The organism is Chryseobacterium sp. Leaf201, from assembly GCF_001421435.1.
Classification (GTDB): Bacteria; Bacteroidota; Bacteroidia; order Flavobacteriales; family Weeksellaceae; genus Chryseobacterium.
The window spans coordinates 1-18,485 of sequence record NZ_LMKA01000013.1; the positions used below are offsets into that span (position 1 = coordinate 1).

The window sequence follows — 18,485 nt, forward strand, 5'->3', positions numbered from 1 at the left end:
CTCATCATTTATAACTAAAAACTTATAACTATATATTAAGCATAAATATATATTAAATTTTCAAAACTAAATTATTAATTACAATTTGGCTTTCATAAAATAACAGCCAAAAAATTAATAATTTATGAGGAAAATATTAAGTTTTATTGGATTAGCTTTAATCAGCAGTTCTGTATACGGCCAGGGTTCCCCTGATTATGGAAACGGTTTGAAAATAAATTTAAATACTGAAGGCGATAAGTATGTAAGATTTATATTATGGGACCAGTTCTGGATCCGGAACACGGAAATGAACCCCGGAAGTATGGTGGGCGGCGAACCAACTAAAAACACGTGGAACCTGGGAAACCGGAGGGCGCGTATTTTAGCCTATGCCCAGATTACAAAACGTTATATGATCCTGACCCATATCGGGATCAATAACCAGACGTTTATCAACGGCGGCGCCACCGGAACAACCGGAACAGGAGGTTATGGAAACGGTAAAAAACCACAGCTTTTCTTTCATGATGCATGGAATGAGTATGCGGTTGTAATGCCCGGAGAAGCCGGAAAATTCAGCCTTACTTTAGGAGGCGGCCTTCATTATTACATGGGGCTTTCCCGGATGACGATGGCTTCAACACTCAACTTTTTAACCCTGGATTCCCCTGTTTTCAGCTGGCCTCTGATTGACAATTCAGATCAGTTTGCCAGACAGATGGGTGTTTTTGCTAAAGGGAAATACGGAAAATTTGAGTACCGGATGAGTTTAAACAAACCGTTCGCAACCGATTTAACACCTGCAAATACCTTGATTCCCGGAAACGAAGTCGCGGTTGACAATAACGGAAACCCCAACTGGTCCAAAGCCGGTTATTTTGAATATCAGTTCTTAGATACGGAATCCAATCTCCTTCCTTTTAAAGTCGGTTCTTATCTGGGAACTAAAAAAGTGTTCAACATCGGTGCCGGTTTTTACCACCAGGCGGAAGGGACCAGAACTTCAGTCAATTCAAATATAGAAAAGCATGACATCACTTTACTTTCGGTAGATGCTTTTGCCGATATTCCTCTGGGTGGAGCCAAAAACAAAATGGCCGTTTCTGCTTATGCAGGATTTTACAACTATAATTTCGGTCCGAACTACGTGAGAAATTTAGGAACCATGAACATTGCTGCCAGCGACCCGAATTTTGTGGGACAAAGAGCTTTGGCAGGCCCCGGAAATTTACAGCCGATGATCGGAACCGGAAATGTAGTGTACGCTCAGGCAGGTTTGCTATTACCGAGCCAGGCAGAGAAACCGAAAATCAGGATCCAGCCTTTTGCAGCTTACACCTATAAAGATTTTGAAGCGTTTGACAAGCCTTCCTCGCAGTTTGATGTGGGAGCCAACTGGTTTTTAGACGGGCACCATGCAAAAATTACCACGCAATATTCTACAAGGCCGGTTTACACAAGCCCGACCGAAAGCCCGAAATCTAAAGGGGAATTTATTGTACAGCTTCAGATTTATTTATAAAAACATCTTCCATATAATTTAAACAATCAACAAAAAAATTAGTGATATGAGCGAACAACACCACGATGTTTACGAGAATATGACGGAAAGGCAAAAGAACCGCACCATCTGGAGCGTCATCACGGCTTCGTCCCTCGGAACTCTGATAGAATGGTATGATTTCTATATTTTCGGAAGTTTAGCGGTCGTTCTGGCGACCAAATTCTTCCCGGCAGACAATCCTACCGCAGCATTTTTGTCTACCCTGGCAACTTTTGCGGCCGGGTTTGTAGTAAGACCTTTCGGAGCTTTATTTTTTGGAAGGCTTGGGGATATTATCGGAAGGAAATACACTTTCCTGGTTACTCTCCTGATTATGGGATTTTCTACATTCCTGATCGGATGTATTCCCGGCTATGAAACCATCGGATTCATGGCGCCGGTTCTGGTTTTAATCCTGAGACTTTTACAGGGACTTGCTCTAGGCGGAGAATACGGCGGAGCGGCAACCTATGTTGCGGAATACTCACTGCCGCACAGAAGAGGTTACTGGACTTCATGGATCCAGACTACCGCTACCGCAGGACTTTTCATTTCATTAATTGTGATCCTTATTACAAAAAATACACTTTCAGCGGAAGAGTTTGACTCCTGGGGATGGAGGGTTCCGTTCTGGATTTCAATTCTGATGGTGGGCGTTTCTTATTTCATCAGAAAAAACATGAAGGAGTCTCCCCTTTTTGCCAAGGCTAAAAGTGAAGGGAAAACATCAAAAAATCCTTTAAAAGAAAGTTTCGGAAATAAATTTAATTTCAAATTTGTCTTATTGGCATTATTCGGTGCTGCAATGGGACAGGGTGTAATCTGGTACACCGGGCAGTTCTACGCCATGAGTTTCCTTCAGAAAGTAATGAATATCAACTCTATGCAGGTAGATTACCTGATGGCAACGGCATTACTGATGGGAACGCCTTTCTTTGTGTTTTTCGGCTGGCTTTCAGATAAAATCGGCAGGAAAGCGATTATGATGACCGGAATGCTGGTTGCTATTTTAGCCTACCGCCCGATCTACGATGCCATGTACAAAAGCGTGAACATAGAGGCTAAAACCGTTGCAAGTGAAGGTGTCAAAGAAACAAGAATGGCCACCCTCCATAAAACGATTGCAACGGACAGCATGGTCACCTTTCATAAAGAAACCGCTTTTACAGACGGAACTTTAATTAAAAAAGACAGTATTGTTCACTGGTCTGCTGCAGGTCCCGTAATGAAAGACGGAAAAGCTGAAGAACCGAAAGTTTCCACAGCAATCACCCTTAACAATGAAACAAGATGGTATCTGGTATTCCTTGTATTTATTCAGGTAATTTTCGTGACGATGGTATATGGACCGATTGCCGCATTTTTAGTGGAGATGTTCCCGGTGAGAATCCGTTACACATCCATGTCTTTGCCGTATCACATCGGTAACGGGGTTTTCGGGGGACTGCTTCCTGCCGTTGCTACTTATCTTGTTACTTCCGGAAAAGATGCGGGGCATGCGACGTGGTATCTTGAAGGGCTTTGGTATCCGATTGGGGTTGCTGCTGTCTGCTTAGTCATCGGACTGATTTATCTTAAAAACAAGAACAACAATATCCATGATTAATAGGGATAATCACTTAAAAATTTATTAATTTTAAATCTACTAAAATGAACGGATTAAAAAAGATATTAGGCATTGTATGGATTTTAGCTGCCTTAACCGTTGCCTACTTCGGCATCACGGTGATGGGCATTCCTAAAATCACCTCCGGCAAACAGGAAGACCTGGTATTCGGTATCATCATACTTTTCGTACTGGTGCCGATTGTTACCGGCGGGCTGGCCATCTTCGGATATTATTCTTTAACAGGAGAATACTCTGACGAGAAATAAATTATAAAAGATAATTGATGAATGATTTTGTTCATCAATTATCTTTTATTAATAATCGATAATGAAAAAAAGACACGAGCAAAAACTGATTATCCTGAGCATAGGCTTATTTATTGCTTTCAGCATTCCCATTTCACTGCTTTTCAACAGTGAGAAGGAGGTTTTCGGCTACCCGATGCTTTTGGTTTACGTGTTCGCCGTCTGGATGCTTTCCATCATTATTTCTTTTGTAATCGTAAAAAAATATGATGAGTAGTTTCGCATTATTTATCGTTGTCCTTATTTACCTCGCACTTTTGTTCTTAGTTGCCCATCTGGCAGAGAAGAAAAAGAGTAAGATCTGGATCAATAACCCATACATCTACGCATTGTCCCTTGCCGTATACTGCACCGCATGGACGTATTACGGAAGTATCGGCGTGGCAGCGACCAGCGGACTCAATTATTTACCCGTTTACATCGGACCAATTGTGGTGGTTCCGGCCTGGATTTACATCAATACAAGGATTGTCCGCATCTCAAGAGTGAATAAAATAAGCAGTCTGGCAGATTTTATTTCATTGCGGTACGGAAACAGCAGGAGCTTCAGTGCCATTATTACCCTGGTTTGTTTTTTTGCGATTATCCCTTATATCGGATTGCAGATCAAAGCCATTTCAGAAACATTTCATCTGGTGACAGAAACGAAAATATCACCGAATATCCTTACAGACAGCGGGACTTTTGTGGTCATCCTGATTGCTGTCTTTTCATCATATTACGGCACAAGATACGTTGATGCCTCCGAAAAACGCTTGGGAATCATTTCCGCCATTGCCCTGGAGAGTTTCCTTAAATTATTCTTTATTATTATTCTTGGATTGTTTGTCATTTATTATGCTTTTGACGGATTTTCAGACCTGTACCAAAAGGCAAGTCAGTTTCCGGATTTTAAAGCTAAAAATACCTTCAACGGAATTGAAGGTGCCATGAACTGGATGGTTCTCTGCATGATTTCGGGAACGGCCATCTGTATTCTTCCGAGACAGTTCCACACTGCAATTGTTGAAAACAGACAGGAAAAGCACATCAAAACAGCAATCTGGTTTTTCCCTTTGTATCTTCTGATATTCACCGTTTTTATCTTCCCGATTGCCTGGGGCGGAAGGTTGATTTTTAACGGGCAACACGTAAACCCTGAGTTCTACTCTATCCTGATTCCGCAGCATTTTGACAATACCCTCATTACGGTTTTTGTATTTTTGGGAGGCCTGAGTTCCAGCATTTCAATGATTATTATTTCGGCCATCACCTTGTCGATTATGCTTTCCAACAATCTGATTATCCCTTACGGATTACTGGGAAAGTTTAAAGCTGAAAACGAAACCCAGAATACCAGAAACATTACCAACATCCGTAAATTCTCGATTTTCGGATTGATTATCGTAGCTTTTGCTTTTTATAAATACTTCATTTTAAAAACTTCTTTAGACTCCGTCGGATTGATTTCGTTTGTTATCATTGCGCAGCTGGCACCTGCATTTTTCGGAGCGATATTCTGGAGAAGGGGAAGCTACAAAGGCGCGGTGGCCGGCCTGTTGGCAGGGTTGGTTATCTGCTATTTCGGACTGATTATTCCGCAGTACTATTTTTCCTATAACTCTGAACTGAAAGGAATTTTAAGGGATCTGTACAATGCTTTCCAGTTTTTTGACATTTCTTTTTTAACCCGGATTCCGGAAATTTTCTTCTGGTCAGTTTTAGTAAATACCGCTTTGTTTACCATACTTTCCGTCAGCATGAAAGGAAATTACCGGGAGAGAAATTTTGCTGAACTCTATGTTGATATCGATAAATACATACAGAATCACGAAAACGCATTCATCTGGAGGGGAACAGCGTATGTTTCTGACATCCAGAACATCCTGGAACGTTTTTTAGGAAAAAAGAAAACCGAACAGGCAATGCGGATTTTCAATATCAAATACAATATCGATTCGCAGACGGAAACCGCAGATTCCAGATTTATCAAATTTTCCGAGAACCTTCTGGCCGGAAGAATCGGGACGGCTTCTGCTAAAATCCTGATTGAAGGTGTTACCAAGGAAGATAAAATTTCATTAAAGGAAGTCCTGGATATCCTGGAAGAATCCAAAGAAAATATCACCTTAAATAAAAAGCTCACCGAGAAATCCGAAGAGCTGAAGCAGCTTTCCAGTGACCTCAGTACAGCCAATGAAAACCTGATTGTTAAAGACCGTCAGAAAGACGATTTCCTGGATTCTGTGGCGCATGAACTGAGAACCCCGATTACCGCCATCCGTTCAGCCGGGGAAATCTTAGCTGACGATGATGATATTCCGTCAGATCTCAAAAAAGAGTTCTTAAACAACATCATCACGGAATCTGACCGCCTGAGTGAAATCATCAACGATATTCTGTATCTGGACAAGCTTCAGCACGGAGAAATTGCTTTAAATATTCAGGAAAATAATATTATTGAAACCTATAAAAAAGCCCTGAACCCAATTTTTCACCTGATTCAGCAGAAATTTATTCATGTCAGCGAAGTGGATTTGCTGAATGATTACCTGTTTAAATATGACGAGGCCAGGTTTATCCAGCTGTTTCAGAATATTTTAGGAAATGCCCTGAAATTCACGGATGAGCAGGGAATTATCCAGACCAAGTTTTCACAGAAAGATGATAATCTTATTATGAAGATATTCAATACCGGAAAAAACATTCCTGATGAAGACCTGAAACTTATTTTCGATAAATTTTACCAGTCCAAAAACCAGAATATCCGGAAACCCACCGGAAGCGGCCTTGGATTGGCTATTTCAAAAAAGATTACTGAAGCCCACGGTGGAAATATAAAAGCGGAAAACAGCGGGCTGGGTGTGACGTTTACCATTACCTTACCGATGAAAAACATTGTTGATGACAACACAGAACCCGAAGGGTTCAATTTTAATAGCCCTGGGTGAAACCCATGGAAATTGGAAGCAGCAAATAAGAACCCGGAAGGGTTCAATATTAAAAACAAACACAAATGGGAACGTACAGACAAATATTTTACCACATTGTTTTTGGAACAAAGCACAGAAGCCCGGTAATTAATGAAAAGAATGAATCAGAACTTTACAAATACATCTGGGGTATTCTAAAAAATAAAAATTGTAAATTATACAGGATTAATGGAATGCCGGATCACATCCATATTTTTTGTGACCTTCATCCCAGCGTGAGTCTTAGCAATTTAATAAAAGATATAAAAGTTGCAACGAATTTATGGATGAAAGAATCAGGATTATTTCCTGAATTTGATGGTTGGCAGGAAGGTTATAGTGCGTTTACAAGTTCGGTAAAAGAAAAGGAGACCATTATAAATTATATAAAAAATCAAAAAGAACATCACAAACATGAAAGTTTTGAAGATGAATTTAAAAAGCTATTGGCTGAGCATATAATCGAATTTAAACAAAATAATTGAAATTCAACCATACGGGTTGGCTTGATGAAAATCATAATTACACAGGTTTCACCTGCGGCTATTAAAATTGAACCCTTTGGGTTCTCCAATCAAACAAAGAAAAAAATGAAAAAGATATTGATTGCTGATGACGAACACAAAATATTAATGTCCCTGGAATACAGTTTCCGGAAAATAGGTTACGAAGTTTTTATCGCCAGGGACGGAACAGAGGTTCTGGAATTTCTGAGAACACTGGTTCCTGATGTCATTTTACTGGATATCATGATGCCGAACCTAGATGGCTACAGCACGCTGGAAGAAATCAAAAAAAATGAGGCCCTGAACAGCACGAAAGTCCTTTTCCTGAGTGCCAAAAACAATCCCAGAGATATAGAGAAAGGCCTTGAGATGGGAGCCGATGCCTATGTAACGAAACCGTATTCAATAAAAAAACTGATCCAGCAGATTGAGGAAATGTTTGAATAGATTTCAGATAATAGAGAAGAGATCAGAGACTTATAATTTATGGCTAATGATCATATTAACATACAAATTACAGAAGGCATTCAGAAATTGAATAAGTCTCATTTCAAGTTTTTCACCACTAAAATGATGTAAGAAACTGAGATTATTGAGATCATATAGCAACTTTATTCTCCGAAATGACAGAAACACAAGAATTAATATGAAGGCAGAAGATTTTTTTAAACAGAGCATAGAAAACAAAGTGCAGTTCTGGAAAGAACAGGCTCAGGAAATTCCTTGGTTTGAATTTCCCGAAACTATTATTTCAAAAGATGAAAACAAGTATACCCAATGGTTTGCAGACGGAAAGCTGAACATGTCGTATCTCTGCATAGACAGGCATATTGAAGACGGCTTTGGTGAAGAAACGGCGATAATTTATGATTCTCCGGTTACCGGTCACAAGAAAAAGTACACGTTTAATCAGGCTAAAGAAGAAGTTTCAAAATTAGCCGGCGGCCTGGTTTCCCTGGGTTTAAAAAAAGGCGACACGGCCGTTATTTATATGCCGATGATTCCGCAGACCCTTTTTGCAATGTTAGCCTGCGCTAGAATCGGTGTGATCCACAATGTTGTTTTCGGAGGCTTTGCGCCGCATGAATTGGTCATAAGGATTGACGACTGTAAACCAAAAGCTTTGATTACCGCCACTGCAGGAATAGAGATTGCGAAAAGAATCCCGTATTTGCCTTTGGTGGAAAAAGCGATTGAACTGGCACAGGATAAGGTGGATAACATCATTGTATTCAACAGAAAATTAGTTGATAATCAGAACGAAATGTTTGAAGGAATTATTGATTATGAAGAATTGGTCGGTAAATCAGAACCTGCAGACTGTGTTCCGGTAGAATCCAACCATCCACTATATCTACTTTACACTTCAGGAACAACGGGAAAGCCGAAAGGAATCACGAGAGATACAGGAGGTTACGCAACTGCTCTGAAATTTTCCATGAAATATATTTATGGAATTGAACAAGGCGAAACGTTTTGGGCAGCTTCCGATTTTGGATGGGCAGTGGGCCACAGCTACAGCGTTTACGGACCTTTAATTAACAGAAACACCACCATTATTTTTGAAGGAAAACCAATTATGACGCCCGATGCAGGAACTTTCTGGAGAATTATTTCTGAATATAAAGTGGCAGCAATGTTTACGGCTCCCACGGCAATCCGCGCGATTAAAAAAGAAGACCCTAACGGTGAACTGGTAAAGAAATATGATCTGTCGAACTTCAAAAAACAGTTTCTGGCAGGTGAAAGATGCGATGTTGCCACACTGGACTGGTTCGAGAAGCACATCTGCGTTCCTGCGATTGACCATTGGTGGCAGACAGAATCAGGTTGGCCAATGCTGGGCTTAATGACCTTTGATGAAAATTATAATATCAAAAGAGCTTCAGCCGGAAAACCCATTCCGGGATACGACATTAAAATTTTTGATGAAAACGGATACGAACTGAATGAGCACAAAGAAGGTTTTTTAGTCATCAAACTTCCGCTTCCGCCCGGTGCCATGCTGGGAATCTGGAATGATTACGAACGTTTTGAAAAAAGCTATTTATCACAATACAAAGGTTATTATTTTTCAGGCGACGGAGCCATAAAAGATGAAGACGGCTATATTTTTATTACAGGACGGGTGGATGATGTGATCAACGTTGCCGGACACCGTCTTTCCACTTCTGAAATGGAGGAAATTGTTTCCTCACACCCTGATGTTGCCGAGTGTGCTGTTGTAGGAGTTGATGATGAGCTTCGCGGACAGGTTCCTTTTGCAGCGGTTGTTTTAAAGAATGGTTCTGACATTTCAGAACAGAATGTGGAAAAAGAAATCATTTTGAAAGTCAGGGAAAAAATAGGTGCTGTTGCTTTCCTGAAAAGCGTGATGGTCGTCAAAAGGCTTCCGAAGACCCGTTCCGGAAAAATTTTAAGAAAACTCATCCGGACAATTATTGACGGGAAAGAATTTCAGATTCCGTCGACCATTGACGATGAGAAAATCATTGAAGAAATCCAGCAGAAAATCAATGATTACAGGGCTTAAACGAGAAATTAAACATACATTTAAATAATAAAAATTCAAATTCAAAAAAGAAAGGGATATGAGAAACTACCTGATAGAAGATTTACCGCACTACTTTGAAGAATATAAAAAGTCTATTAAAAACCCTAAAAAATTCTGGGACAAGATAGCCGATCAGAATTTTGTCTGGTATCAGCGGTGGAGCAAGGTCGTAAAATACGACATGAATGAAGCGAAAATCACCTGGTTTAAAAATGCCAAATTAAATATTACCAAAAACTGTCTGGACAGGCATCTTTCCGTGAGAGGAGAAAAAGCAGCCATCATCTGGGAACCTAATGACCCGAAAGAACAGGCACAGCATATTTCTTATAACGAATTATATACCCGCGTTAACAAAACCGCCAATGTCCTGCGCGAAATGGGTATTGAAAAAGGCGACCGGGTCTGCATCTATTTACCGATGATCCCTGAACTGGCCGTAACCATGCTGGCCTGTGCCAAATTAGGTGCCGTGCATTCCGTAATTTTTGCCGGATTTTCTGCCGCCGCCGTAGCATCAAGAGTCAATGACTGCGGAGCTAAAATGGTGATCACTTCAGACGGAAGCTACAGGGGAAGCAAGGTTCTGGACCTGAAAAGCATTGTTGACGAAGCTTTGGAAAAAACCCCGACTGTTGAAAACGTCCTTGTGGTGAAAAGAACCCACAACGAAATTAAAATGAAGGAAGGGCGAGATCACTGGATGGCTGATCTATATGAACAGGCATCTCCGGATTTTGTAACCGTTATCATGGATGCAGAAGATCCTTTATTTATTCTTTACACATCAGGTTCTACGGGAAAACCGAAGGGAATGCTTCATACATCCGCAGGTTATATGGTTTATACCGCTTATACGTTCAAAAATGTATTCAATTATAAAGAAAATGATATTTACTGGTGTACTGCAGACATCGGCTGGATTACAGGCCATTCCTATATTTTATACGGGCCGCTTTTAAACGGAGCAACTACCGTAATTTTTGAAGGCATTCCCACTTATCCTGAGCCGGACCGGTTCTGGGAAGTGATTGAAAAACATAAAATTACCCAATTCTATACTGCTCCTACGGCCATTCGTTCATTAGCCAAAGAGAGCACGGAATGGGTTGACAAACATGATTTAAGCTCATTAAAAGTGATCGGCTCGGTGGGTGAACCGATTAATGATGAAGCATGGCACTGGTTTAATGACCATGTCGGGAAGAAAAAATGTCCGGTTGTCGATACCTGGTGGCAGACGGAGACAGGAGGGATCATGATTTCGCCGCTTCCGTTTGTGACCCCGACAAAACCAACGTACGCTACCCTGCCTCTACCGGGAATCCAGCCTGTGCTGATGGATGACAAACGCAATGAAATTTCAGGAAACCAGGTAACAGGAAACCTGTGTATCCGCTTTCCGTGGCCGGGAATTGCAAGAACCATCTGGGGCGACCATCAACGGTATAAAGAAACGTACTTCACTGCTTTCCCGGGGAAATATTTCACAGGTGACGGTGCATTGAGGGATGAAGTAGGATATTATAGGATCACAGGCCGTGTGGATGACGTGGTGATAGTTTCCGGGCACAATCTGGGAACTGCTCCTATTGAAGACAGCATCAACGAACACCCTGCCGTAGCAGAATCAGCCATTGTAGGTTATCCTCATGACATTAAGGGGAATGCGCTGTACGGATTTGTGATCTTAAAAGATTCCGGTGCCGACAGAAAGCAGGAAAACCTGGTAAAAGAAATCAATCAATTAATTTCAGACCAGATCGGACCGATTGCAAAGCTGGATAAAATCCAGTTCGTTTCCGGGCTTCCGAAAACCCGTTCCGGGAAAATCATGCGTAGGATCCTGAGAAAAATTGCAGAAGGAGACTTCAGTAATTTCGGGGACATCTCTACCCTATTGAATCCTGAAATTGTTGAGGAAATCAAGAATGAAAGAATTTAAAACTAAAAAAGCGCAGAAATTTCTGCGCTTTTGCTTATTCATTTTTAATAACCTTGACTGACTGCCTTCCTAAATTGGAATGGACATCAAGCAGGTAACTTCCTGGGGGATAATTAAATTCCAGCGTATATTTTTTCAGGCCTTTATCATTCACATCGTCTTTAAGGATATTTTTTATAAATTTCCCTGAGGCCTCGTACAAACCGACAATAATATGATCAGAATGTACATAATGAACAGTCAGGTTCAGTTTATCCTTCACAGGATTCGGCACTACTTCCACTTTTAATTTCCGTTCCTGCTTTTCACCGGATACTTCCTGTGCTGCCAGACTTCCCGTTGTCATTTTATAAACATTGGTTCCGGCTGCAAACGCAACGTTGTTATTAAGAATGAAAATCCGGTTCAGAGAACCTCCTACGCCTGTATTCGTCCAAGTATTTCCACCGTCGAAAGTCTCATAAAACCCGGTATTGTGGCCACCCATCCAGCCGTGTGTTGCCGACGTAAAACCAACTGCCTGCACATAATGATCAGGAAAATCCTTTGTTTCCCAAGTAAATCCGCCATTCAGAGTCTTCAGCAGTTTCCCGGTATTCGGAAGCTCCGATTCTATGGAACAGAAAATTTTGTTATTATCTAAAAACTGCATTTTCCAGACATATTCATTATCAATGTTACTGTTATAAATTTTTGTCCAGCTGTTTCCGCCGTCCGTAGTTTTCAGGATCACAGCGCCGTTATCATCATTTCCTGCCGCATATCCTATATTCTCCGTAACGAAATGAATTTCTACCAAAGCATTAGCGTAAGCAGACATATCAATATACTGCCATGTATTCCCGCTGTCTGTGGATTTTATAATATATGCCGGATAAAACCAGGCTCCGCAGCCGTAAACGGTGGAAGTTCCCACGCAATCCAGTCCGCAGATGGCCTGTGGATAAGGCGAAATGTTGTTCACCCGCTGCCAGGAATTTCCGCCATCAACAGTTTTGTAAAAATTGTTGTTCAGCGTTCCTAAGAAACCGACGTTTTCATTTAGAAATTCTATGTTCCTGTAATACTGGTTGGTAGCCGCGCTTACCGTCTGCTGCGTCCAGTTGGCACCGCCGTTGGTTGTTTTAAAAACGGCTCCGTTACCGCCTCTTGCCGCCCAGCCTACATTTTCGTTCAGGAAGAAAACATCATCATACCTTCCGTTAGCACTTGCCGGAGGATATGAAAAAGCAGTCCATGAATATTGTGCACTGAAGAGCGAACCCAGAAGCGAGAAAGCAAGAATCATTTTTTTCATAAGGTTATTAATTTTTCAAACACAAATTTGCCACATTTCATACAGATACGCAACATATAATCCCAAAAGCATTACATAACAGTTTCATTCTTAAAAAATCAGCATTCCGGTCAGCATTAAAGCAGAAACTTTATTTCCAGGATTGGCCTGTACTTCTTCCGTTGTTTGAAAAGTGCTAAAATTTTCGTATTTTCGTGTACATATAGGCATTTGCATAAATGAGTTACGACTTAGAACAGGAAAACAAAGAGATCCTCGCAAGATATAAGGATCTGATTTCAAATACATACCGCACTTTGGATGAGGAAAACAACCGACTCATCCGGAAGGCCTTTGATATTGCACTGGATGCACATAAGGATCAAAGAAGAAAAACCGGAGAGCCCTACATCTACCACCCGATTGCCGTAGCAAAAATTGTGGCAACAGAGATCGGTCTGGGAGCCACTTCTATCGCCTGTGCCCTTCTGCATGATGTGATTGAAGATTCTGATTACACGTATGAAGACCTGAAGAAAATTTTCGGGGAGAAAATAGCGGATATCGTGAACGGGCTCACCAAGATCTCGATCATGAACCATCAGAATATTTCCGTACAGTCTGAAAATTACCGTAAGCTTCTTCTTACGCTTTCGGAAGATTTCCGGGTTATCCTGATTAAAATTGCCGACCGCCTCCACAATATGCGTACGCTGGAAAGCATGGCTCCGGACAAGCAGAAAAAAATAGCCTCCGAAACGGTGTATATTTATGCCCCGATGGCACACCGCCTCGGTCTCTACAACATCAAATCTGAACTGGAAGATCTTTCCCTGAAATACAACAATCCGGATGTCTTCAATGAAATAACGGAGAAGCTGGAACTTGCCAAGGAAAACCGCGAAAGGTATATTGAGGAATTCAAGACGGAAGTTTCTGAAAAGCTGCATGAAGAAGGATTGAACTTTAAAATAAAAGGCCGCGCCAAAGCCATTTCTTCTATTTACCGGAAGATGCTGAAGCAGGGCGTTTCTTTTGAGGAAGTCTATGACAATTACGCCATCAGGATCATCTATAAATCCGATGCCAAGAATGAAAAATTCCTGGCCTGGAAAATTTATTCCATTGTAACGGATGTCTACCACAGCAACCCTTCAAGGATGCGTGACTGGATTACACAGCCGCGGTCAACCGGTTATGAAAGCCTTCACCTTACGGTTTTAGGCCCTGACAAAAAATGGATCGAAGTACAGATCCGTTCCGAAAGAATGGATGAGATCGCGGAAAAAGGGGTTGCCGCCCATTACAAATATAAGGAAGGCTATAAGCAGAGCTCAGACGACAGGAATTTTGAAAACTGGGTGACTGAGATCCGTGAAGTACTGGAGCAGCAGCAAAATCTTACCACATCGGAACTTCTTGATAATATTAAGCTTAACCTGTATTCCAAAGAGGTATTTGTCTTTACGCCGAAAGGGGAAATTAAAATTTTACCGACCAATGCCACTGCACTGGATTTTGCTTTTTCGGTGCACTCTGACCTCGGGATGAAGTGCCTCGGGGCAAAAATCAACGGAAAACTGGTGCCTATCTCCTATATCCTCCAGAACGGCGATCAGATTGACATCCTGTCTTCCCAAAACCAGAAACCCAAATCTGACTGGCTGGAATTTGTCGTAACGTCCAAAGCCAAGTCTAAGATCAAGAGTTATTTAAATTCGCAAAAGAATCAGCTGGTGGAAGAAGGGAAAGAAATCCTGCAGAGAAAGCTCCGCCACGCGAAAATTAATTTTAACGACGAAGAAATCAATAAGCTTCAAAAATATTTCAATCTTAAAAGCTCACAGGAACTGTTTTTAAAGTTTCAGACCAATGAACTGGATGCCAGCAGCTTAAGAAAATACATAGAAAGTAAAAACGTATTCAATAATTTACTTTCGAGGTTCAGGAAATCCCCGTCCAAAAATACGGCGTACATAGAGCCTAAGGAGCAGAACCTGGACATGATTGTCTTCGGGAAAGATGAAGAGAAGCTGAATTACACCTATGCCAAATGCTGTACGGTGATACCGGGAGATAAAATTTTCGGGTTTATTACGATTTCTGAAGGCATTAAAGTACACAGCGACAGCTGCCCGAATGCCATTAACCTCCGTGCGCAGTATGACTACCGGGTGATCCCTGCCAAATGGGTAAATGCGGAAAGCTTCAAAAACAGGGTGAAAATTGAAATTGAAGGGCTTGACCGCATGGGTATGATCAACGATATTACCACTGTTATCAGCGGTGCGATGGGTATGGATATGAAGAGCTTATCGATAGAATCAAATGACGGAATTTTTACGGGAACCATTAATCTTGAGGTTAAAAATAAAAGCCAGCTGGAACAGACCTTTAAAAAACTTACCGATATCAACGGTATTTCAAGAGTAAGAAGACTATAATATTTCAGGGATGAATTTAACTTTATATTTTAAAAAATTTTTCAGCAACAGTCAGGCTTCAGGAATCATCCTTATTTTCTGTGTCCTGATTTCATTATTAATTGCCAATTCTTCTGCAGCCGGAGGATTTCAGTACTTTTTAGATACAGAAACAGGAACAGACCTGTTCGGATTGAAGTACCCGGTAAGCATCTGGATCAATGACGGCCTGATGGCCGTATTCTTCCTTTTGGTAGGCCTGGAAATTAAAAGAGAAATGGTGGAAGGCGAACTTTCATCCTTTAAAAACGCTTCACTGCCCATCTTTGCGGCGGTCGGTGGCATGCTTGTTCCGGCGGTTATCTATATCGCTTTTAACTTCGGGACAAAATATGCAAACGGATGGGGAATCCCGATGGCTACAGACATTGCTTTCTCCCTGGCTATTATTTCCCTGCTGGGAAAGAGAATCCCGAATTCAATTAAAATCTTCCTTGCCGCACTGGCCATTGTGGATGATTTAGGCGCTATTTTAGTAATTGCCATATTTTATACGGAACAGATTCACTGGATGTATTTATTACTGGCTTTCGGAGTTACCGCTTTGTTATTTTTACTGAATTTTTTAAAGGTGACCAGGATTGTTTTCTATCTGGTGCCCGGATTGTTTTTATGGTATTTCCTGCATCATTCCGGGATACATGCAACAATTGCAGGCGTTCTGCTCGCCTTTTCGATTCCAACCAATGTATCTATGACTGAAATTTCACCACTGGAAAAACTGGAACATCAGCTGCATGTTCCGGTAGGTTTTCTTATTATGCCTCTGTTTGCCTTGACCAACACCAACATCACTTTCACCCGTGAAATGGTGTCTGAAGTAACAAATACTTTAGGATTGGGAATTATCTGCGGTCTGGTGTTAGGAAAACTGATCGGAATCAATTTATTTTCATTTATCGCGATTAAATCAAAATTGAGCTCGCTGCCTCAGAATGCATCCTGGAAACAGATGTTGGGAGTCGGGCTTCTGGCCGGAATCGGGTTTACCATGTCTATTTTTATTGCCCTGCTTTCTTTTAAAGGAGCACACGAAATCCAGGATGAAGCCAAGTTTGCGATACTGATCGCTTCCCTGCTGGCCGGAGTATCAGGTTATATGATCCTGAAATTAAGCGCCGGGAATACGGTAACGGAAGATGAAAATTAGATTTCTCAGGTTCAGGTATTGATGTATTTAATGTAAGCTAATTCTCAGTCAGATTATATATTCTCATCATTTTCAGCATTGATCTTTTCAGATTCTTTTCTAAGTTCGTCTGAAAGGATTTTTTTGATTCTTACTTTTCTGAGGGCCATATTGAGTTCATTTCCGAACAGCAGAAGGTATACATTGACATTCACCCAGACCATCAGCAGGATCATGCTTCCGATGGAACCGTATAATACGTTGTAACGGGCAATATTTTTAACATATAACGCAAAGAAATATGTTGTTACCACAAACAGCACCGTCGTAAGAATGGCACCGGGAACTGCCTGGCGGAATCTTGTGATTTTTACCGTTCCCAGCCAGTAGAACATGGCTAAGAGAATGAAATAAAAGATCGGGAACGAAACCAGTCCGATGATTTTCGTCAGGTTGCTCATCAGCCAGGAAACATCATACACCGGCGTAAACATTTTAAGCACGACTTCTGAATAGTAGACTCCGAAAAGTGTCAGGAAAACAATAAGTATGAAACCGATGGTAATAAAAAACGAAAGGATAAACTCCTTGACGTCGCCCATCTTCTCCTCGGTCTGCTCATTAAACCCGTTAATTAATGAAAATGTCCCGTTGGTGGCAAATACTAACGCTAAAACAATGGTAAGGTTGCTGATCCCTTTCATGTTGGGGACAATGCTCTGCTCAATATAATTCCGTACATCGCCTTCTATGTTGGATGGGAAAACATTGTGCATCAGGACTTCAAAAATGTAAAACTGAAGCTTGTCATAATGCGGCATATAAGGCATTACCGACAGAAGGAATAAAACAAACGGAAATAGGCTGATGGTAAAGCTCCAGGAAATGGCAGCTGCTTTTCTTCCTATCTTTTCCTTGAAAACCCCTCTGAAATAAATCTGAAACATTTCCCACAGCGATATACCCAACAGAGGAATATGGATGTCATTGAGAAACTCCCGGACTTTCAGGATAAATTTAGGAACTTTCATGCCCATGGTACTTTAAATAGTATTTATCTTCGTTATCTGCTTCAGAATTGAATGAAAAGCAGAAAATAAAAGAATTAACGCTTTCTATCAAATAATGCGCTGCAAAAATAATGTTTTTTTTAAACTTACGAATTTTCTGTAAAAAACACAGGGTATGACTTTCTTTAATTTATGAATATCTTTGCCGCTTCAATTACTTAAACACATTATATGCAGATTAATTTGCTTTGTATAGGGAAAACAGACGATAAGGAAATTACGTCTTTGATCAGTTATTACCTGAAACGCCTTCCCAAGCACTGGAATTTTGAGATTGTGGAAATCCCTGATATTAAAAATGCCAAAAATCTGACGCCGGACCTTTTAAAGAAAGAAGAAGCCAAACTGTTTATGGCACATATTGACCGTACCGACCTTGTCCTGATTCTGGATGAAAAGGGAAAGCAGTTTACCAGCCGGGAATTTGCACAGAAAATAGACAGCTGGATGAATTCTTCAGTAAAGAAAATCCATCTCCTGATTGGCGGGGCTTACGGTTTTTCAGAAGAAATTTATACAAGGGCCAACGAAAAAATGTCATTATCCAAAATGACATTTACCCACCAGATGATCCGGTTATTTATCGTTGAGCAGCTGTACCGTGCCGACCAGATCTTACAGGGAAAACCTTACCATAACGATTAAGTTACAAGCCTGCTTTTAAACCGATCTGCCTTTTTGCTTCCCCCACCACGAAAGCAACGGAATTGGCAATATTAAAACTCCGGATCAGCTTAGACATCGGGATGGTCAGATGGTTTTCAAAACGGTCTAACACCTCTTTACCAAGTCCGGCACTTTCTTTCCCGAATACCAGCCAGTCGCCATCCTGGAAATCGGTCTCCAGATAGGATTTCTCGGCATGCGAGCTCATCAGCATAACACGGGACAGGTCCGGAATCACTTTCATCCACTCCTCTACATTTTCATATTCGGTAACATCAAGATGAGCCCAGTAATCAAGTCCGGAACGTTTCAGGTTTTTATCATTGATGACAAACCCGAACGGATGGATCAGATGCAGCCTGCTTTCGGTTCCTACGCATAATCTTCCGATGTTTCCGGTATTATTGGGGATCTCCGGTTCTACAAGAACAATGTTTAACATGAATTATGGATATGTATTTTAAAG

The 18,485-nt window shown here is 41.1% G+C and carries 14 protein-coding genes and 1 pseudogene; 12 read left to right on the forward strand and 3 right to left on the reverse strand.

What is annotated here, in order from left to right; genetic code table 11:
* Nucleotides 1–124: 124 nt before the first annotated feature.
* The 9 genes and pseudogenes from ASE55_RS02260 to acs all read left to right on the forward strand — a co-directional run.
* Nucleotides 125–1,504 (forward strand): hypothetical protein, encoded by a 1,380-nt coding sequence (locus ASE55_RS02260; protein ID WP_056214967.1) that lies wholly within the window; start codon nucleotides 125–127, stop codon nucleotides 1,502–1,504.
* Nucleotides 1,505–1,550: 46 nt separating this feature from the next.
* On the forward strand, nucleotides 1,551–3,131 hold the full coding sequence (locus tag ASE55_RS02265) for an MFS transporter (protein WP_056214970.1): 1,581 nt from the start codon (nucleotides 1,551–1,553) through the stop codon (nucleotides 3,129–3,131).
* Between the two features lie 44 nt (nucleotides 3,132–3,175).
* Nucleotides 3,176–3,400, forward strand: coding sequence for a DUF6814 family protein (locus tag ASE55_RS02270; protein ID WP_056214974.1), 225 nt, complete (start codon nucleotides 3,176–3,178; stop codon nucleotides 3,398–3,400).
* A gap of 61 nt (nucleotides 3,401–3,461) precedes the next feature.
* Nucleotides 3,462–3,656 carry a hypothetical protein gene (locus ASE55_RS02275; protein WP_056214977.1) on the forward strand — a complete coding sequence of 65 codons (195 nt, stop codon included), beginning with the start codon at nucleotides 3,462–3,464 and terminating at the stop codon, nucleotides 3,654–3,656.
* Nucleotides 3,649–6,369 (forward strand): ATP-binding protein, encoded by a 2,721-nt coding sequence (locus tag ASE55_RS02280; protein WP_056214981.1) that lies wholly within the window; start codon nucleotides 3,649–3,651, stop codon nucleotides 6,367–6,369. The genes ASE55_RS02275 and ASE55_RS02280 overlap by 8 nt, the downstream gene beginning before the upstream one ends.
* 65 nt (nucleotides 6,370–6,434) lie before the next feature.
* Nucleotides 6,435–6,875, forward strand: a complete 441-nt coding sequence (gene tnpA, locus ASE55_RS02285) for an IS200/IS605 family transposase (protein WP_056214983.1) — start codon at nucleotides 6,435–6,437, stop codon at nucleotides 6,873–6,875.
* A 105-nt stretch (nucleotides 6,876–6,980) separates the two neighbouring features.
* The gene (locus ASE55_RS02290; protein ID WP_056215140.1) at nucleotides 6,981–7,343 is read left to right on the forward strand and encodes a response regulator transcription factor; all 363 of its coding nucleotides are present in this window, start codon (nucleotides 6,981–6,983) and stop codon (nucleotides 7,341–7,343) included.
* A 199-nt stretch (nucleotides 7,344–7,542) separates the two neighbouring features.
* Nucleotides 7,543–9,429, forward strand: coding sequence for an AMP-binding protein (locus ASE55_RS02295; protein WP_056214986.1), 1,887 nt, complete (start codon nucleotides 7,543–7,545; stop codon nucleotides 9,427–9,429).
* A gap of 55 nt (nucleotides 9,430–9,484) precedes the next feature.
* A pseudogene (gene acs, locus ASE55_RS02300) lies at nucleotides 9,485–11,395 on the forward strand (acetate--CoA ligase); the annotation flags it as partial.
* A gap of 34 nt (nucleotides 11,396–11,429) precedes the next feature.
* Here acs and ASE55_RS02305 read toward each other — a convergent pair.
* On the reverse strand, nucleotides 11,430–12,692 hold the full coding sequence (locus ASE55_RS02305) for a WD40/YVTN/BNR-like repeat-containing protein (protein ID WP_056214991.1): 1,263 nt from the start codon (nucleotides 12,690–12,692) through the stop codon (nucleotides 11,430–11,432).
* A 218-nt stretch (nucleotides 12,693–12,910) separates the two neighbouring features.
* Between ASE55_RS02305 and ASE55_RS02310 the strand changes: the two genes are divergently transcribed.
* Together ASE55_RS02310 and nhaA are read left to right on the forward strand one after the other, a co-directional pair.
* Nucleotides 12,911–15,115 (forward strand): RelA/SpoT family protein, encoded by a 2,205-nt coding sequence (locus ASE55_RS02310; protein WP_056214993.1) that lies wholly within the window; start codon nucleotides 12,911–12,913, stop codon nucleotides 15,113–15,115.
* Nucleotides 15,116–15,125: 10 nt separating this feature from the next.
* Nucleotides 15,126–16,304: a Na+/H+ antiporter NhaA gene (gene nhaA, locus ASE55_RS02315; protein WP_056214995.1), complete on the forward strand. Its 1,179-nt coding sequence runs from the start codon at nucleotides 15,126–15,128 to the stop codon at nucleotides 16,302–16,304.
* Nucleotides 16,305–16,357: 53 nt separating this feature from the next.
* On the opposite strand, the gene ASE55_RS02320 is transcribed toward nhaA, so the two are convergent.
* Nucleotides 16,358–17,320, reverse strand: a complete 963-nt coding sequence (locus ASE55_RS02320) for a YihY/virulence factor BrkB family protein (RefSeq protein WP_056214998.1) — start codon at nucleotides 17,318–17,320, stop codon at nucleotides 16,358–16,360.
* A 204-nt stretch (nucleotides 17,321–17,524) separates the two neighbouring features.
* Between ASE55_RS02320 and ASE55_RS02325 the strand changes: the two genes are divergently transcribed.
* A complete protein-coding gene (locus ASE55_RS02325; protein ID WP_056215001.1) occupies nucleotides 17,525–17,998 on the forward strand; it encodes a 23S rRNA (pseudouridine(1915)-N(3))-methyltransferase RlmH in 474 nt (157 codons plus the stop codon).
* Nucleotide 17,999: 1 nt separating this feature from the next.
* Here ASE55_RS02325 and ASE55_RS02330 read toward each other — a convergent pair whose 3' ends face one another.
* Nucleotides 18,000–18,461: a tRNA (cytidine(34)-2'-O)-methyltransferase gene (locus tag ASE55_RS02330; protein ID WP_056215004.1), complete on the reverse strand. Its 462-nt coding sequence runs from the start codon at nucleotides 18,459–18,461 to the stop codon at nucleotides 18,000–18,002.
* Between the last annotated feature and the right edge of the window lie 24 nt (nucleotides 18,462–18,485).

What these genes read in the sequence shown, in the direction of transcription:
- ASE55_RS02260 (WP_056214967.1), top strand. Translation starts at nt 125, where the DNA reads ATGAGGAAAATATTAAGTTTTATTGGATTAGCTTTAATCAGCAGTTCT.
- ASE55_RS02265 (WP_056214970.1), top strand. Translation starts at nt 1,551, where the DNA reads ATGAGCGAACAACACCACGATGTTTACGAGAATATGACGGAAAGGCAA.
- ASE55_RS02270 (WP_056214974.1), top strand. Translation starts at nt 3,176, where the DNA reads ATGAACGGATTAAAAAAGATATTAGGCATTGTATGGATTTTAGCTGCC.
- ASE55_RS02275 (WP_056214977.1), top strand. Translation starts at nt 3,462, where the DNA reads ATGAAAAAAAGACACGAGCAAAAACTGATTATCCTGAGCATAGGCTTA.
- ASE55_RS02280 (WP_056214981.1), top strand. Translation starts at nt 3,649, where the DNA reads ATGAGTAGTTTCGCATTATTTATCGTTGTCCTTATTTACCTCGCACTT.
- tnpA (WP_056214983.1), top strand. Translation starts at nt 6,435, where the DNA reads ATGGGAACGTACAGACAAATATTTTACCACATTGTTTTTGGAACAAAG.
- ASE55_RS02290 (WP_056215140.1), top strand. Translation starts at nt 6,981, where the DNA reads ATGAAAAAGATATTGATTGCTGATGACGAACACAAAATATTAATGTCC.
- ASE55_RS02295 (WP_056214986.1), top strand. Translation starts at nt 7,543, where the DNA reads ATGAAGGCAGAAGATTTTTTTAAACAGAGCATAGAAAACAAAGTGCAG.
- ASE55_RS02305 (WP_056214991.1), bottom strand. Translation starts at nt 12,692, where the DNA reads ATGAAAAAAATGATTCTTGCTTTCTCGCTTCTGGGTTCGCTCTTCAGT.
- ASE55_RS02310 (WP_056214993.1), top strand. Translation starts at nt 12,911, where the DNA reads ATGAGTTACGACTTAGAACAGGAAAACAAAGAGATCCTCGCAAGATAT.
- nhaA (WP_056214995.1), top strand. Translation starts at nt 15,126, where the DNA reads ATGAATTTAACTTTATATTTTAAAAAATTTTTCAGCAACAGTCAGGCT.
- ASE55_RS02320 (WP_056214998.1), bottom strand. Translation starts at nt 17,320, where the DNA reads ATGGGCATGAAAGTTCCTAAATTTATCCTGAAAGTCCGGGAGTTTCTC.
- ASE55_RS02325 (WP_056215001.1), top strand. Translation starts at nt 17,525, where the DNA reads ATGCAGATTAATTTGCTTTGTATAGGGAAAACAGACGATAAGGAAATT.
- ASE55_RS02330 (WP_056215004.1), bottom strand. Translation starts at nt 18,461, where the DNA reads ATGTTAAACATTGTTCTTGTAGAACCGGAGATCCCCAATAATACCGGA.